Raw genomic sequence first — 17245 nt, forward strand, 5'->3', positions numbered from 1 at the left:
AGGTCTCCTAAGTACGCACACATCAGGTGATGGTTCGACACCCGATGACCCAAGGATACATGCCACAGGGGGCAAACATTAAGACTGCCCCGACACCTTGGCCTGCTCAGCCTGCCACTCTTCAATCACTTCTTTTGCCGCCCGAAAGGCCTCAATACCCGATGGCATGCCGCAATACAGGGTTGAATGTAAAAGCACTTCTTGAATTTCTTCCACTGTGCAACCGTTACGCAACGCGCCGCGCACATGGCCTTTTAATTCGGTCGATGCCTTTAATGCGGCAAGCGTCGCTATGGTCACGAGGCTGCGGGTTTGCCGAGAAAGCCCCTCACGCACCCAAACCTCGCCCCAGCAGTTCGCCGTCACCAACTCCTGTAATGGACGCGTAAAATCCGTGGCACTACTCAAGGCTTTATCGACAAAACTATCCCCCATCACAGCGCGGCGCACCTCTAACCCTTTCTCGTATTGTTCATCATTCATCTATTCAATCCCCATATTATCCAATCTCAGTTAGTCTACTCTAGGGAAGATAACGCGCTCGCGCCATACTCCTTAGGTGGATGCTAGGGCGCAAAAATAACAATGGGTTTATCCCAATTGGATAAACCCATTCAGTGCGAACTTTTTTCAGGCGATGAGTTTAAAGGCCCATCGGCCAATGTGAGGCGTTAGGGATAAATACGCTTCCAATCAGCTTTCATATCGACCATGGGCCAGCCTTTGGCTGTTGCCTCATCTAAGCCTTTGTTTAACTGACCGATATGGGAGTCACGGTCATATTTCCACTCACGCTTGTCATCGGTATGGTGGATGTACATAGGTAAGCGTAGGCCGTCACCAGCGGCGGTCCATTGCAACATGGCTAGGTCGCCATCCGAGTTACCAAAGGCTGCTATGGGTCTGCGGCCTATACGTTCATATATTTCCTGCACTTTCATTTCTTTATCGTCGTTCACCAAGAAATTTGGCATGCGTTTTAATGTTGGCTTACCATCAACCAAGCTGAACTCGGTCTCAAAGGTGCTGCCCACCACTTGCTCTGGGGGAATATGGTAAACGCCTTCCACCCAGGCCCGCATAAAACCAGTGCCGCCGCCGGAGACGATAAAGGTCTTAAAGCCGTTAGCGCGCAGGTAATCCAGCAGCTCTAACATAGGTTGGAACACCATTTCGGTGTACTTTTTCCCTGTGGTGGGGTGCTTGGCCGTGGCAATCCAGTCCTTCACAATGGCATCGAACTCATCCGTAGTCATGCCCGTATGAGTCGCATAGAGGATCTTGATCAGATCTTCGGTATGCAGCTTACTCACATCGCCCTTAAGCACACTGGCGTAAGGCTCCTCGGTTTGCCATTCGGGATGGCTTGGGGCCAGCGTTTTGAGGCGGTCGAGGGCAAACAACACCTGAAAATACATAGGTTGCTCTGACCATAGGGTGCCGTCGTTGTCGAAGGTCGCGATCCGCTCGGTCTCTGGCACAAAATGTGGGGAGTTTTTATCCGTCACTTGCAGCACAAACTCCGTGATGGCTGCCTTGGCCTTGCCATCGTTCCAGGATGCCAAAGAGTCGCTTTGGGCCGCATAAGCTTGCCCCACCAGCAACATACTAACGAGTAACAACATCCAATTGCGGTATAGTCGTATGATTCTCACAGGGTATCTCCTTATTACGATCTGTAATATCCCTCTATAACTCAGAGGCTTTGGGTTCTGATAACGCTTTTCCAGCTGGTACTTTTTCGGTTAGGAAGGGTTGTTTCTCTAATGCGACGAGCGCCTTAGGTAAGGCTAAACCCATTCTGGCTCGCTTAATACGCTTCCACAGGTAGATAAAATCCGCCCGACGAGTCGAATGGGTTTGTAGCCTCAAAGCCGCAGCTTGCCAATCTGGCTCTGTCGATACCGATGTCATCGTCAGTAAGTGTTTGCGCCGACGTAAGCGTCGGTACAAGAGTACTCGACAGGTTTGCCACTCACCTCGGCGCAGGGCACGGTAAAACACTAACCACACAGGCATAGGATGGGTTTGGTAATACGCTTTCCCCCAGCGCATCAATAACCCCAATATCGCCGCGCTTAACAGCAGGGTTAACAGTGTCCATGCGTGGTGCTTCAGCCAAGAACTCAGAGTATGCTTGACCTTAATCGTCTTCCCTTCTAGCACTATCTGCTCCAACTGGCTGGTTTTGGTGTTCCACCACCAGAGCCGATACTCGGGCCAGCTCACATCGCCGCCATGTTGCAGTACATAGGTTTGGCTATCGATTCGGCTCGACACATAACCCTCGCGGCTTTGTTTATCCACCAGCTCGGGAGAACTGGGATACAGCTTCCAATCGGGAGAAGCTTGCGCAGGCATAAGATTGGGCAGCAGCACAGATAGTGAATCATTGGCCTCAATGTTAATGGTGCGTACTAAGCTATCTCCCACCTTGAGCACCTCAGTCTCATTTGGGCTCCATTCCTGCTGCACTTTGACATTCGATGCCGCAAACCAGGCTTTGTGACTCCCAAGCTCAGCACTGGGCAGAGCCACCCGAAATCCCATTGCAGGCGTTGTGAGCGTGACGGCTTGTTTGTCGCCATTGACGCCAGCCACCTGAGTGATCACTGTGGCTTCTGGCACGGAAAAATCACCGCTGGCTTGTGGATAGAGAGCGATTTCCCAGCGCTGCCGCGACCAAGTTTGGCCGTTTTCCTGCTCGGTATAGTTAACGGCAAAGGTATTGCGTTGCTTCACTAACACATTGGGGATTTCAATGCCCTTTATCTGAGTGCCCGAGGTAAACCAACGATTGGTCGACACCTCAATTTGCAACAAGATCTGCTCCGTGGGCGCCCATAGCTTTTCAGTCCCATCGGGATGTGCATCCGGCTTTTCACCCAACCAGGCCTTCACTTTGACCGCGGTGGCGGGCGCGGTTGCTAGGGCAGCGTCCGTCTGCGCATTGGCATGGGTTGCGAGCAGCAAACCATTCAGTATCAAGGTGATGAACATCAAAGCGATGACTCTTCTGGTCATCAATTTCGCACCGTTGACGACTGACCTTATAGGCACTCGTACTCTGCCGCCAAAGAGCGTTTTGTCGCTGCTCAGCGCACTGATTGCATGACTCATGGCTCCAACCCTCCATTGGCGTTATCGGTACCTTGTTCGCCCTTAGGTTGCAGATTTTGCAGCTGAAACTTCGCCCGCAAAAATTGTTCAGGATTGGCCTCGACTCGCTTAAGCCAGACTTCGGCCAATTTAGGATCGCCTAACATCTGCTCCGCCGTCAGATTTTGCGACTGCATTTTATCCTGTGAGGTTTGTTCATCGGCGCCTTCGGCGGTCTGCGGCTGATCGTCCGGCAACTCGATGGAGGTTTCCTGATCGTCCATACTGTTGGCTTGGGAGGCGCTCGCTTGATTGATTTCATCGATAAGCCCCTCAATAACCTTAAGATTATGCTCGATACCGGCTTTTAGCTCAGGTGCAATATCCTGCTTTTTCGCCAGCGTCCTCAACAGCTTACGCGCCGCAATATATTCCCGCTGCCGCGCTAATGCGCTGGCGGCGTAATAGGCGCCAAGATCGGTTTGGACCTGCATAAAGGCCGAATGGGCAAGCTTATACTCACCGCCATAGTAGTAGGCGATGCCCTTGTTGAGCACCGAATGGTAAGCCGCTGCCGCCTTGGTAAATTCGCCTTGATTAAACCAGAGTGCGCCTTGTTGATCCGGCGTTAGCCACAGATCCAACCACCATTGCCAACTCCGCTCGGCAAAGCTGATTTGTGCCACTTGGGTCTCGGTGGCCGCCTTAGAAACGGTGATTTCGGCATAGACCTGTTGCGGCGCCATACTCGGTAGCGTTAAGGCTAACACTAGGCTCCACTTCACCAACCAGCCCCGGCGAAACCATAACAAACTGAGCAGGGCTAAGGGCCAGAGCAACCAATAGCCCTCATCTAACCAAGGCATGCTGGAGTCATTATTGAGCATGCTAAAGCGTTCAATTTTGCGTTCAAGTGCCTGAATATCCGCATCATCTATTGTCATGCGGTACAGACTACCGCCCGTGCTATCGGCCAAGTTGGCCAAAGAGTCAAAGTCCACCGGCACCTGTGATTGAATATCGGGATCGCCGATCGCTAAGATCAACAGTTGATAGGGAGGCTGTTCAAACTGCTCGGTAAAATACCGCTCAAACGCATCGATAGTGAGTTGGTCAACGCCGTCTGTCAGCAGTAAAACACTGTTGCCTGCATTTGCGGGTAATTGCTCAGCGAGCTGACTCAATGCTGTTTGCGCCGCCTTGCCCGATAACGGCATCACCTCAGGGCTGATCGCCTCAAGGTAAGGCTGCAACACCTTAGCGTCGCTGGTGACTGGCATAGCCACATGGGCGCTCCCCGCAAACACCATCAACCCCGTCTTACCGCCGCTTCGCGCCGCGATTAAATCCAAGATCTTATGTTTAGCGCGGCTGAGTCTATCCGGCGCCACGTCCTGCTGCTTCATACTCTCACTGCTGTCGAGTAACACCATAAGCGCGGCATCGTCCTCGCCGAAGGGCGACGCTTCGCGCTCCCAGGTCGGTCCCGCACAGATAATCACAGCCAATAACAGCAATAACATTAAGATTTTCAAAGGTAACTGACTACGCCAACCGCCTTGATTCAGTGTAAGCGCACTGCGCAAATGGTTGGGGAAAAACACCAGCCGTTGCTGCAGATCATCCCGGCGCCAACGCAGCATCAGCACAATGGCGAGTGGAATGAGGGTTAATAACCAGAGTGGCCGAATAAAATGAAACTGCGCCAACATTTGCAGTTCTAAATGCCAATCACTCATTGGCCACCTCGGCGCGGCTGAACATTTGCCGCAGCGTCATCCAACTGAAAATCAACAAGTGCAGGGCGAGTACGATGGCAATCAGGTAGTAATGCAGGGTAATTTTCGGGCGGAAACTGGCGCTGCTGTATTGCTGCGGCTCCAGCTTATCGATCAGCTGATACGCCTTATCCAATTCAGCTTGGTCGATGGCGATAAAGGCGCGCGCCTGAGTGAGCTGCGACACCCTTTGGACCACCTCCATATCCATTGGCTGCTCGCCCACATGGGTTGGATCGCCCATGGCGATAGTGTAAATTTTGATGCCCCTTGCGGCGGCAATCTTGGCGGCATCCACAGGTTCGACAAAACTGCCGGTATCGTTACCATCGGTCAGCACTATCATCACCTGCTGCTCCGATGGCTGTGGATTTTGCTCGAACACTTTAATGCCAAGACCAATCGCATCGCCAAGATGGGTGCTCTGCCCCGCCATCCCCGTTTGCGCCTCCTCTAGCAAGCTTAACCACACCTGCTGATCGGCGGTAAATGGCGTTTGGATAAAGGCGGCATCCCCAAACAAGATCAGTCCAAACCGGTCGCCACTGCGTTTGGCGATAAATGTTTTTAAGACGTTTTTCGCTGCGTTTAAGCGGGTTAAGGTACTGCCATCGGCGGTGGTAAAATCCGCCTCATCCATGGAGCCAGACAAGTCCACCAACATGAGGACGTCACGCCCGAAGGCTTCGCGGGTTTGCACTTCACCTAAGATGCTAGGCTTAGCCAATGCGGTGACAATCAACAGCCAAGAGAGGATCAGCATGCCCCGCTGCCAATGTTTCGGGCTGAGCAGGCCAGCGGCAACTTTGGGAGTTTCGTTCAATGCCCGAAGGATTTCGGTAAAGAACGGCACTTTGATCGCGTCTTCGCGGCTGCGGTACGCGGGCACAAACCAGTACACCAGCACGGGCAGTGGCAACAGGATAAACGCCCAAGGATAGGCAAACTCAAGCTGATCCATGGCGAGCCTCCGGCAATTGATGCCTGCTTAACCACTGGCTTAGCCCTTGGCGCACAGCGCTAAAATCGGGGCGAGCGGCATTAGGATCTTCAAGGCATTTTAGCCACTGCTGAAACGATTCGTCGTTCGCGAGGTGAGCCTTAGTATGGTAACGCCCCATCTGCTCGAGCAAGGGAGCACCGTAGAGGGAGGCGTTTTTCGGCTCTAAGTAGACCATCACGATTTTAATAATCTTCATCATCTGCGTCGGCCAATGCGGATCCTCCGCCGACAGACTCAGCAAGGCCGTTATCGCCTCTTGGCGGTAACGGTTTCGCCACCAGAAAATCCCCTTGAGATACAGGCGATAACCCAGATACAGCAGCAATACCAGCAGCAATATTTGCCAGCCCAGAGTCTGTGGCCACCAGCTCACAGGATCGGGCTGAGCCACATCTTTTAACTCCCTCAGCATGTAGCTGCTGGGAGGAGACTGAGTTGCACCAAGCAATAAGATTGCCGTCATTGGATATCACTCAGGGTACGAGCCAGTTGCAGCAGATGATCGCCTTGTGTGCCGATTTCAATAAAGGGCATACGCTGCATTGCCATCAGATTTTTGAGTTGGGTCTGTTTTTCAAGATATTGTTTTTGCAGCGCCTTATTCACCTCGGCCGTTTGTTGCCCCTTCTGTAATGCCAACTGATATTGGCCATCACCCACCACCCAAGTGCTGCTAACACTGTCTTCGGGCACATGGGTTTCCATCGGATCTGAGATAAAAATACACAGCACATCATTATGCTGCTGCAGGTACTTTAACTGTTTGAGGGATTGGTTATCGGCATCGGCAAAGTCGCTGACAATCACTAGCGTTGCGGCTTTGAGGCTGCGCTGACTTAAGATTTGCATCCACTGGGCGAAACTTACCCGTTTGCTATCTCGGCTCGCCGCGCTCAAGGAATGATTGGCTTGGATAAGCCTATCTAATCCCATTAAAAAATGCGCAGTACCACGCTTTGCCGAGCACCAATGCAGCTGCTGAGTCGCGGATATCAACAGCCCAACCCTGTCGTTATTGGCCAGCGCCAGCCAGCCCATTAAGGCGGCAATCTCGGCGGCCACGACGGATTTCATATGGCTCACCGAGCCAAAATACATGGAGCTACGTTGGTCAACGCAGAGGATTACTTGGCGATCTTTCTCTTCGGTGTAACTGCGCACATGGGGCTTACCCGTGCGCTGGGTGACCTTCCAATCCATTTGGCGAATATCATCACCCAGTTGGTAGTGACGCAGCTCTTCAAAGTTCAGCCCACGCCCCCGTTGATGCGATTGATAACGGCCAGAAAGGTGCGCCCGAGAGTAACGCAGGCTAAGCATTTTGATTTGCGTCGTCTGTCCTTGCAATCGCACCAGTTGCGGCAAACTGGCATAAATACGCGAGTCCTGTTGCTTAGCGGTAGCAGACATGGACGACTGAGTTCGAGAGGATGCGGCCAGAGATGCGAGCGCCATAGCCGTTATCCAATACTGACCACATCGAGCAGTTCATGCACCAGATCGCGCTGATTGACTCCATCTGCTAATGCCTCATAGGAGAGGCTCAACCTATGGCCCAACACTAAAATCGCCACCTCACGCACATCGTCCACCAGCACATGGTCACGACCATTTAGCCAAGCCAAGGCGCGGGCACATTTGTCCAGCGCAATGGATGCCCGTGGGCTGGCACCAATCATCAGCCAGCTGGCTAACTTAGACTGGGGATATTGCTCAGGCTGGCGCGTCGCCATCACTAAATCGATAATGTAGTTCTCCACCATATCCGATAGCGTCACGGCCGCAATTTGCTGCCGCGCCTTGAGAATACTGGCGGGATCTATGGTGATGGTTTGCGGTTTTTCGGCGCTAAATACGCCGTTTTCCTCACTACGAACTAGGCGCACTATGTCACGCTCGGCTTCTTTTGTAGGGTATTCCACCGAAGCTTTGATCAGAAAACGGTCCATCTGCGCTTCGGGCAGCGGATAGGTGCCTTCCTGCTCTATGGGGTTTTGTGTCGCCAGCACCATAAAGAGTTCGGGCAGCACATGGGTTTGCCCCGCCACGGTAATGGTGCCTTCGGCCATCGCCTCTAACAGCGCCGCCTGCACCTTGGCCGGGGCACGGTTAATTTCATCGGCCAGCACGATTTGATTAAACACTGGCCCCGGCTGAAACCTGAGTGTCGATTTACCCTCAGCCTCGTGAAGCACCTCAGTGCCCGTCACATCGGAGGGCAAGAGATCCGGTGTAAACTGGATCCGGCCAAAGGAAATCGCCAAGGCATTGGCCAAGGCCTTAACCGAGCGGGTTTTTGCCGTTCCGGGCAAACCTTCGAGCAGCACATGGCCGCTACACAGTAAGCCCAAAATCAGACTGCGGATCACTGTGCGTTGCCCTACGACTTGAGATTCAACCTGTTCAATTAAGGCGAGAATATCCCCGTGGGCACGCGTTTGTGTGTTAGCCATTGGTTCCATGTGGTTGTCCTAGCAATACGGCCAATCCCGTCAGAATTGGCAACGAATAATCGAAAAATGCTTTAATCCCTGGACACAGATAATTGAGCCCTTCCTCCCCATCTGGGGTTTTCAACAGGCGATTTTTAGGGCATTCACCCCAACAGAGTTTGAGATAAGGACAGTCTTTACAGTATTGGGGTAACGAATCGCGCTTCGCCATACCAAAGGTTAATTGCCGGGTTGAGAACGCCATTTCATTTAAGGGACGCTCTCGCACATTGGCAATCTTATATTCGGGGTAAACATAATGGTCACAGCTAAAGACATCGCCATTATGCTCAATGGCTAAGCCCTTACCGCAAAACTCAGCGGTAATACAAAGCTGCGCCGGTTTGCCCATCACTTGGGCGACCGCCGTCTCAAACAGGTTAACCAGTACTCGGCCAAGATCGTTGTTGATCCACTCTTCAAAGGTGACGATAAGGAACTTGCCCCAGTCATCGGCATCGACTGACCAATCCGTCACCACCGACATAGGATGCCCAGGCTTTGCCAGCTCGCTGCCGACTGTGGGTACCATGCTGCTGTTCCAAAACTGTGGTGCCGTGGTTTTAAAATCGCTGGGTTCAACCACAGGATTGAACTGGATATAGGTCGCGCCCAACTCTTTGGTGACAAAGCGATAAACTTCGAGCGGGTACTTAACGTTGTGGCGGTTAACCGTCACTAAAGCATTAAAACGCACCTTGTATTGTTTGAGTTTTTCGACCGCAGCCATCACTAAATGAAAGGTTGGCTTGCCGCTGCGGGTCACACGATATTTGTTATGGAGTTCTTCGGGACCGTCGATGGATAAACCCACGAGGAAATTATGTTCGGCAAGAAACTGGCACCACTCATCGTTTAATAGGATGCCGTTGGTTTGCAGATCGTTTTCAATTTTAACGCCCACGGGCTGATATTTTTTCTGTAGCTGAACTACCTTGCGATAGTAGTCCACGCCTAACAGGGTCGGCTCGCCACCCTGCCATGAGAATACGATTTCGTCGCCATCTTGGCTTTCGATATAACCTTTAATAAAGGCTTCGAGGGTCGCATCATCCATCTCTGGTTGCTTAGGCTGATGCAATAAGCCTTCTTTGTGCAGATAAAAACAATATTGGCAATCGATGTTACATTTCGCCCCACCGGGTTTAGCCATCACGTGAAAACGACGTTGGTAATCGGGATGCTCTCCAAGTGCTTTTGCAGCTGATTTTAACGGTACAACATCGAGTATCGTTGATGCTCGCATTGAAGTTTTCGTCATGCAGACTTCCTTGTATTGGCTGACGTTCACATGAACGTCAGCCAATTTCTATTTAAAAAACAGCTTGTTTATCTAGGAACAAACGTACCAGCTTCCATCCGCGGTGGGAACTCTTTAAAGCTTTCCATCACTTCAGCAACCTTAGCCATGGCGGGGCCTAACAAGAATGCACGTTCGTACATCCAAGTGTTGTAGCCCATACCTTTGTCACCCTTCTCGAATGGATCGACACTGAGGTCGAAAATCAAAGGTACACGCAGCTTAGTGAATGGATATTGCCAAACCGCAAAGCCCGTTTCATGCTCTTGGATCATGAAGTGGAACTTGAATTGGTTGTAACGCAATGCCAATAAGTCACCGTCGTCACTCCAGTAGACGAACTCTTTACGAGCCGACTCTTGGGTTTTATCGGTGAAGTAAGGCAGTTGGTTGTAACCATCGAGGTGCACTTTGTAGGTTTGTTTACCGACCTTTTTACTCTTGAGTAATTCTTTCTCAACGCCTTCACCGCCTGCTGCGGCGACTAAGGTTGGGAAAAAGTCTTCCAAAGAGACCATACCGTTTTTAGTAGTTCCAGGCTTAATGTGTCCAGGCCATTTGATCATGCCAGGCACACGGAATGCACCTTCCCAGCCAGTGTTTTTCTCACTGCGGAAGGGCGTCATACCCGCATCAGGCCACATGTCGACCATTGGACCGTTATCCGAGGTGTAGATGATGATAGTGTTATCATCAATACCCAGATCTTTGATCTTCTTCAGTAACTTACCCACCTCATCGTCGTGCTGCTTCATACCATCGGCATAGAATCCGGCACCGGTTTTACCGGCATAGGAGTCAGGCACGTGGGTATAGTTGTGCATACGCGTGGTGTTAAACCAAGTGAAGAAGGGTTTATCCGCCTTAACTTGCTTCTCGATAAAGGTTTCGGCCGCATCGAGGAACTCGCCATCGACGGTTTCCATACGCTTACGGGTTAGTGGACCTGTATCTTCGATTTTGCCATCGGCATAGGAGTGAATGACGCCGCGCGGGCCAAACTTCTTACGGAAGGCAGGATCTTTAGGATAATCGACGTTTTCGGGCTCTTCTTCGGCATTGAGGTGGTACAAGTTACCAAAGAATTCGTCGAAACCATGGTTAGTCGGCAAATGCTCGTCGCGATCGCCTAAGTGGTTTTTACCAAATTGGCCCGTGGCATAACCTAAATTTTTTAGCATAGTGGGCAATTGTGGGATCTTTTTCGCTAATTCCTTCGGGAGCGCCTGGCATACCGACTTTAGAGAGACCTGTACGCTTAGGCATTTGGCCTGTAATAAAGGCACTACGACCCGCGGTAGAACTCTGCTGGGCATAGAAGTTAGTAAACTTAGTTCCTTCTGCGGCAATACTGTCAATATTGGGCGTGCTATATGCCAACATTCCATTGTTGTAGGTACTTAAGTTCCAGTAACCCACATCATCACCAAAAATAACTAGAATATTTGGTTTATCTGCAGCATAGGCTGTCACTGACGCGGCGCCCAAAGCCAATGTGCAGGCATTTAGCACAAACTTATTTGAGCGCCTTTGTTTTCCTGTACTCATAAAGACTCCATTTTTACGGTGGGTGGTTATTTCATCTCACAAAAAATAAACATCCCATCCAGATTAGGCGCAAAATGTATAAGAAACAATCATCAAAATGTTTTAAGATACATAAATCAAATTTATGTATTGAAGATTATGGTTTTAAATTTATGGATTTAAACTTAATACGAACCTTTTTAGTGGTGGCCGAGTGCCAGTCCTATACCAAGGCTGCCGAACGTATGCAGTTGACCCAACCCGCGATTAGCGCGGCCATTAAGCGACTAGAAAAACTCTACGGTGAAAATCTCTTTATCAAGCAAGGGCGAGGCATAGAACTCTCCAGCAAAGGGCAGCAACTTATCCCCGCATTTCGTCAAGCTGTCAGTATTATCGAAAATGCGATGAATATGCGAAAGCAGTTTAATGTTTACTGTAATGAGTCACTGATCAACACCTTGTTTCCCATTGATAACATTAACTTGCAAGAATCTCCTCCGGAGAAAAACCAGCTATTTGAACACCTACGCCAAGAGAAAACCGACATTATTGTCGATAGTATGTTGACCCGAGACAGTGCATTTATGGTGGAGGAAATTCTCTTAGAGCCCTTAGTGGTGATTTGCCGAAAAGACCATCCACGGATTCAGCAAAGCATCACCAAAGACGCCTTTTATCGTGAAGAGCATGTGTTTTACAGCGGCACGTGGGAAAAGATCCGCGGCTTCGAACTCTTTGCCAACGAACCCATTGAAGAACGCAAAATGGCATTAATCTGTCATTCGATTGCCAGCATTGCCTTGAATATTTCTCAGAGTAATTCAATTGCCGTTATCGCCCGTTCCTTTGCCGAGCAATGGGCGGCGAAATTAAATCTGCAAGTATTAACTTGCCCCATTAATACCGATTTAATTCCCTATCATTTGGTGTATCACAAACGACAAATTAAAAATCCCCTACATAAAAAAATTAGAGAAGAAATAAAAGCCAAGATAAAGGCTTTATATCAGCAATAGTGAATAAATGACTGTTAATCATAGGTACCAAAATTTCGATTACGCCTCAGACACCTTCTGACTGACCTTTATATTGAAACAGAAGCCCGAACCCCAAAATCAAATTTCAAGCAATAAAAAAGCAAGCGGTTAAGCTTGCTTTTGGCGGCATACTAATACGTGTTATTTAACACGACGACGCATGAATGCGAATGGGGCGAGTAGTAATGCAAACCACGACAAGCTACCACCTGATGAACCTTCTTTTTCAGGTTCAACAAGCGCTTGGCCTTCGCCATTAATCGTTACCGTTACAGAGGCTGTCATTTCTGCATCCCCATCCGAGATAGTGTAAGTAAAAGTCTCGGTTGCGGATTGCCCCTGATATAAGTGACTAAACTGTCCATTAGGGCTGTAAGTCACTGTGCCATCATTGTTATTGGTAACTTTACCCTTTAACGCGCCAACATTGATTGCTGTGATAGTAAGCGTATCCCCATCAGCATCAGTGTCATTTGCAAGTAAGGCAATTTGTATGTTCCCTGACTTAGTCGTTACTGCTGTGTCAGCAACAGCAACAGGTGCTTCATTAATACCCACAACACTAATGGTCACTTCCGTCGTGCTTGTTGCACCAATTTCATCGGTGATGGTGTAACTAAATACTTCGTTGGCTGTTTCACCTTTTGCCAAGCCGTTAAACTGACCATTAGGATCATAGACAAACGTACCATCGCCATTATCTGTCAGTTTACCTTTCAAACTAGCTTGTTTAGCTGTGAGGGTAAAAGTATGACCGTCAGCATCAGTATCATTGGTTAATGGGGAGATGGTAACAGTTGCATTCTCATTCACACTGACAGCATCAGCCATCGCTGTGGGTGGTGTATTAATTTTGATGGTGATATCAACGGTTGATTCTGCAAAGCCACCTTTATTGTCGGTAATGATATAGCCAAAACTGTCTAATACAGTTGAACCGGGTGTTTCATTTGCAAAAGCACTACCTGAGTCATAGTTGATAACATTACCTGAAATCGCAACAGCTCCCTTAGTTGCTCCCGTCGTCACGCTCTCGATAACAACAGTATCGCCATCAGCATCGGTATCATTGGCCAATGGTGAAATAGTCACTTTTTGGCCAGACCAAATAGTCACTGTATCTGAATTAGCCACTGGCGCATTATTTGGCGGAACGTCAGTGTTTAACGGTTCACCCGCACTGACTTGATATCCCCCCGTAGCCGCAGTGTCATCTTCATGGCTAACAACAACATATAGAGTCGATTCCAATTCAGACTTAGCTAACTTTGAGAACACATAATTTGTCGCGGATGGATTTGTTGCTAGGGTGACATTATCCACTATTGCCGTAGACGCGTCTGATTTGTACACAGTTAACTTAGGCTTCATACCTAAGCTAGCATCAGTCACTCGCACCACGAGATCTTTACTCATATCGATGTTTTCTAAGACATAGAAATCAAGGTCACCAGCACGGTCAATCACTCCATTGATGCCAGCATTCGTCGTCTCGAGTTTTATTGCAGTATGATGACTGTCATCACTGTCATAATAGGGCACGTCGCTAACAACTAATGAAGTTTTCGCAATACGTACAAAGTTCTCTGTGATGGTTGGTAGCGCTTCTTGGACTGGCTCTGAGCCGTCCAATGTTGGTGTAAATAAGCCTGTGGCGGTATATCTCGCCTTGCTATCCTTGTTGTCAACATTCACTTCGACTTGGTAAATACCATTCTGATTGTATGGCGCAACTGCTGAGTAAATACCGTCACCAGCGACCGCATCACCTCCTTGCCCATTATCAAACATTTCCAGATTTGTCGTGTTGCCCATCGGATCCTTGATGGTCGCCAGAACGTTAGCACCAGTGATCAGTTTATCCTTGGTTAGCGCCGTCGTTAAAATCATCGGACTTGGATAAGTAACTGCATTACCTGCAAAACCTTCAACTGATACGGTATAACTCCCCGCAAGACTAGGTTCTGCACTCACATTGACTGTCGCGTCCAGTGAACGATTGACATTTGTATTGCTCAACTCAAGTTGCCATTCACCATGACCGAGCGAAGCAATAACGCTATTAGGCACATTGACATTACAAGACTGTCCGCCTGATACCGTCACGCACTCAAACGACACTCCAGCTACATGATTGCCTGAGGCGTCTTTTAGCATGAGTTGTAGGTCTGAGGCATTACCTTTATGGTTTACGAAAATGTTCACATTATCTAAACCAGAATCGATATGAATCCCCTGAGTAGCGCTCGCATTATTTGCCACATTAACCGTTGATGACACTAAGTTTTGATTATCAGTGGCGATGGCATTTGCTTGTAAAAACGCATCGATAATTTCCGCAAGTGTCGTAGGTGAAGAAAAGTATTTCCCACCCGTTGCATTCGCCATAGTCACTAAAGGACCTGTAGGCGAAGCTGAACCATAACCAAAACTAAAGATAGGCACATTCGCATTTTGATAGGCAGTGATGACTGAAGCTTCTGTTTTGATGGAGTCATTGTCGTCACCATCAGCGAGTACGAAAACAACACCGGGAGCACCACTAGCAGCAGCGGTTTGGTAAGTCATTAAATTATCAAGAGCAAGGGAGCTACCATCGAATAGTGCAGTTGAACCGCTGGCATAGATATTATCAATTGCGGCTTTCAGAGCTTGTTTAATACCAGTATCCGGCTTAGGAATTTGTTGCACAGCAAAATCTTGCTTCACGCTTGAGCGACTGGAGAAGGACACCAATCCCATCGCAGTACTGCCTTCTGCGGTAGCATCTACAAGTGTTTTCGCCGCTTGAATTGCGTTATTAATCGGCGAACCATACATGCTACCCGATCTGTCCATCACGATCTGCATATCGATATCACCTTCCACCCACACAAACTTCAGCTGATCACGGCAGCTAGACTGAGCTGCAGGTAACTCAGTTTTGACTGGGTTGCTAGCATCGGGTGCATTATTCGCTAACGTGGTGTATCGAGTGCGAGTGGGCTGGGCTGTTTTTCGACCAGATTTAGGGTCATCTTTCACATCCTGAGTGAGTACTTCCCAAGCGCTCTTTCCATAGACTCGCCCCTGTGCGGTACGGTTAACATCACCAATATTGTTGGCGGTCGAATGATTCAACCATTTCATATCACCGTTTCTCGCTTGCCATTGATTACTCATAATGGAATCAGTGGCAATATCTGTGCTGAGCGTTGCATTTGCCGCCCCAGAAACAGCATTACCTTTATATTCATCATATACACCGTAGGCATAGTGTCCCCACTCATGCGCTAAGGTATAGCCAGCTCCGAGGGGATCGGTGAGCATGTTGTGGTCTTTACCTTGTCCCGCCCCATTAGGGAACACATCACCAAACCAAATATGCATACCATTGGCGCCAAAACCCGCTGTATTGGCACGCGGCCATTCACGATCGCCCCAAATAATATCCGACTTAGATCTATGCTTATTTTCTCTGAAGATACTTATTTTTCCGAGCTTATGCTCACCATTGGATTGCTCACATACCCCATCTGCAAAATAACCTAAAATCTCTTCGTAAGCCTTCTGCTCATTACCTTTGGGATTATTGTGCAAAGATACAGTAATATCGAAAACAGCATTCGATGAATCAGAACTCATTGCTGAAACAGCTTGCATATGATTAGCAGAAACAATGGATTTTTCTTGCTGTTCAGTAACAGTGTTTACACGTGATAACCAGCTGTTTGCAGCCATAGCAGAACTGGATGTTAAAGCGAATCCTACACAGATTGCGACCTTGCTTAGTTTATTTTCCTGTATCACTTCATATCTCCTTTAGAAAGTAATAATAGTTGGAAGGTGTATTTACCCTCTTTCACAACGAGTGTTCCGTTCTTCATTAACCGTGTTGAAATTGCAGGGTATAAAGACGAAAATTCAGCTATAGGTATTAGCTGAAAAATATACTGAATGAGTTGTCCCTCAGGTAATTCAAGATCTGCGGCAATATCATTTGGAGTATGTAAAACAATAATGCTGGGTTCAATATCTTGTTCAGAAATGACAGCATTATATGAATAGGGGAATGCTTTCGGGTCAATTTCACAGTACTGCAACTGCTCGCTAAACCAATACTTATAAGCATGACCAAAACGTGCCACGTCTTCAGTGAGAATCTTGTCTGCACAAAGATTTGCGGGCATATTTCCAGTCACAATCTTATGTGACAAAAGCTGCAAATTGGAATCAAATACAATGACTTCGATTTCACTCTCACTGAGTTCACGAATAATCTGAATCGTGTATTGACGCTGAATATCCAAAGATGAGTTAAATCTATAGATGGCTTTTGCTTGCACTGCACCACAAAATACAGACAGCACCATAACCAAAAGAAGGGTAATCTTTCGTATCATCCGTGAATACTTACTCGTCCTAAAAATCTACACTCAATGCTAACAAAAAATAAAAAACTTTTGTATGTTTTTTAGCATATTCATAAAAATTTAAAGCTGTTTGCATTTATAGAATTTGATCGCCATTAATTTTTGATAACTAAATATAGCTCTTTTCGAATAAGCACTAAGCCCTGCATGTAACTTCGCTAGTTGCGTCTTGGCTAATGTGAAAACAATAGGCAAGAAGGATAGGGCGAGCAGTCCTCCTTGGTCGACTCTTGATAAATAATCAGGGGTGAAGCCCCACGACTTTGATTTAACTCTTCTCCCCGCTTCGGATGCAAAAACTAATCTAAACCGTTGCACCAGATATCGCATTGTTGCACCAGTGACCTTCTAAAACATGGATGTTTTAGTTGAGCCTACACGGAGACTCTTGTTTAAACATCAGTACAGCGAGTAACTGGTGTAACAGTGCAAAAGCCTGCGGCAGGCAATTAGGAAATATTGAACTTAGCAGCGATGCTGCACGTTATTAGCAACACAAATACAAAAAGAAATTATCAGGCACTCTGACGCTGTCAGCGCCAAAAACAAAACCCCGATACTGTTGCCAGTATCGGGGTTTTCATTTTCTTTTAT

The 17245-nt window shown here is 48.3% G+C and carries 12 protein-coding genes and 1 pseudogene; 1 reads left to right on the forward strand and 12 read right to left on the reverse strand.

The genetic code is table 11. The annotated features are described in order from the left end of the window. Positions 1–78: 78 nt before the first annotated feature. From M0415_RS14235 to M0415_RS14280, 10 genes and pseudogenes are all read right to left on the reverse strand, one after another. Positions 79–483, reverse strand: coding sequence for a carboxymuconolactone decarboxylase family protein (locus tag M0415_RS14235; protein WP_088210119.1), 405 nt, complete (start codon positions 481–483; stop codon positions 79–81). Positions 484–671: 188 nt separating this feature from the next. Next, positions 672–1655, reverse strand: coding sequence for an HAD family hydrolase (locus tag M0415_RS14240; protein WP_249556249.1), 984 nt, complete (start codon positions 1653–1655; stop codon positions 672–674). 34 nt (positions 1656–1689) lie between these two features. Then, positions 1690–3120 (reverse strand): hypothetical protein, encoded by a 1431-nt coding sequence (locus tag M0415_RS14245; RefSeq protein WP_249556250.1) that lies wholly within the window; start codon positions 3118–3120, stop codon positions 1690–1692. Beyond that, positions 3117–4838: a vWA domain-containing protein gene (locus tag M0415_RS14250; RefSeq protein ID WP_249556251.1), complete on the reverse strand. Its 1722-nt coding sequence runs from the start codon at positions 4836–4838 to the stop codon at positions 3117–3119. Before M0415_RS14250 ends, M0415_RS14245 begins: the two co-directional genes overlap by 4 nt. After that, entirely contained in the window at positions 4831–5838 is a 1008-nt protein-coding gene (locus M0415_RS14255; RefSeq protein WP_249556252.1) for a VWA domain-containing protein, read from the reverse strand. Before M0415_RS14255 ends, M0415_RS14250 begins: the two co-directional genes overlap by 8 nt. Then, positions 5825–6343, reverse strand: coding sequence for a DUF4381 domain-containing protein (locus M0415_RS14260; RefSeq protein ID WP_249556253.1), 519 nt, complete (start codon positions 6341–6343; stop codon positions 5825–5827). Before M0415_RS14260 ends, M0415_RS14255 begins: the two co-directional genes overlap by 14 nt. After that, positions 6340–7335 (reverse strand): DUF58 domain-containing protein, encoded by a 996-nt coding sequence (locus M0415_RS14265; protein WP_249556254.1) that lies wholly within the window; start codon positions 7333–7335, stop codon positions 6340–6342. Before M0415_RS14265 ends, M0415_RS14260 begins: the two co-directional genes overlap by 4 nt. A gap of 5 nt (positions 7336–7340) precedes the next feature. Next, a complete protein-coding gene (locus M0415_RS14270; protein ID WP_089066920.1) occupies positions 7341–8342 on the reverse strand; it encodes an AAA family ATPase in 1002 nt (333 codons plus the stop codon). Further along, positions 8326–9633, reverse strand: coding sequence for an anaerobic sulfatase maturase (locus M0415_RS14275; RefSeq protein ID WP_249556255.1), 1308 nt, complete (start codon positions 9631–9633; stop codon positions 8326–8328). The genes M0415_RS14270 and M0415_RS14275 overlap by 17 nt, the downstream gene beginning before the upstream one ends. 68 nt (positions 9634–9701) lie before the next feature. Beyond that, positions 9702–11220: pseudogene (locus M0415_RS14280) on the reverse strand (arylsulfatase). A gap of 152 nt (positions 11221–11372) precedes the next feature. Between M0415_RS14280 and M0415_RS14285 the strand changes: the two are divergent. Then, entirely contained in the window at positions 11373–12218 is an 846-nt protein-coding gene (locus M0415_RS14285; protein WP_249556256.1) for a LysR family transcriptional regulator, read from the forward strand. A gap of 162 nt (positions 12219–12380) precedes the next feature. Here the strand turns inward: M0415_RS14285 and M0415_RS14290 are convergent, their stop codons facing one another. Together M0415_RS14290 and M0415_RS14295 are read right to left on the reverse strand one after the other, a co-directional pair. Further along, complete coding sequence (locus tag M0415_RS14290; RefSeq protein ID WP_249556257.1) at positions 12381–16028, reverse strand: cadherin-like domain-containing protein; 3648 nt, start codon at positions 16026–16028, stop codon at positions 12381–12383. Next, on the reverse strand, positions 16025–16621 hold the full coding sequence (locus M0415_RS14295; protein ID WP_249556258.1) for a hypothetical protein: 597 nt from the start codon (positions 16619–16621) through the stop codon (positions 16025–16027). The genes M0415_RS14290 and M0415_RS14295 overlap by 4 nt, the downstream gene beginning before the upstream one ends. Between the last annotated feature and the right edge of the window lie 624 nt (positions 16622–17245).

The sequence above is a fragment of the Shewanella sp. 10B genome (assembly GCF_023475885.1).
GTDB classification, from domain to species: domain Bacteria; phylum Pseudomonadota; class Gammaproteobacteria; order Enterobacterales; family Shewanellaceae; genus Shewanella; species Shewanella mangrovisoli.

What these genes read in the sequence shown, in the direction of transcription:
- M0415_RS14235 (WP_088210119.1), bottom strand. Translation starts at nt 483, where the DNA reads ATGAATGATGAACAATACGAGAAAGGGTTAGAGGTGCGCCGCGCTGTG.
- M0415_RS14245 (WP_249556250.1), bottom strand. Translation starts at nt 3,120, where the DNA reads ATGAGTCATGCAATCAGTGCGCTGAGCAGCGACAAAACGCTCTTTGGC.
- M0415_RS14250 (WP_249556251.1), bottom strand. Translation starts at nt 4,838, where the DNA reads ATGAGTGATTGGCATTTAGAACTGCAAATGTTGGCGCAGTTTCATTTT.
- M0415_RS14255 (WP_249556252.1), bottom strand. Translation starts at nt 5,838, where the DNA reads ATGGATCAGCTTGAGTTTGCCTATCCTTGGGCGTTTATCCTGTTGCCA.
- M0415_RS14260 (WP_249556253.1), bottom strand. Translation starts at nt 6,343, where the DNA reads ATGACGGCAATCTTATTGCTTGGTGCAACTCAGTCTCCTCCCAGCAGC.
- M0415_RS14265 (WP_249556254.1), bottom strand. Translation starts at nt 7,335, where the DNA reads ATGGCGCTCGCATCTCTGGCCGCATCCTCTCGAACTCAGTCGTCCATG.
- M0415_RS14270 (WP_089066920.1), bottom strand. Translation starts at nt 8,342, where the DNA reads ATGGAACCAATGGCTAACACACAAACGCGTGCCCACGGGGATATTCTC.
- M0415_RS14275 (WP_249556255.1), bottom strand. Translation starts at nt 9,633, where the DNA reads ATGACGAAAACTTCAATGCGAGCATCAACGATACTCGATGTTGTACCG.
- M0415_RS14285 (WP_249556256.1), top strand. Translation starts at nt 11,373, where the DNA reads ATGGATTTAAACTTAATACGAACCTTTTTAGTGGTGGCCGAGTGCCAG.
- M0415_RS14295 (WP_249556258.1), bottom strand. Translation starts at nt 16,621, where the DNA reads ATGATACGAAAGATTACCCTTCTTTTGGTTATGGTGCTGTCTGTATTT.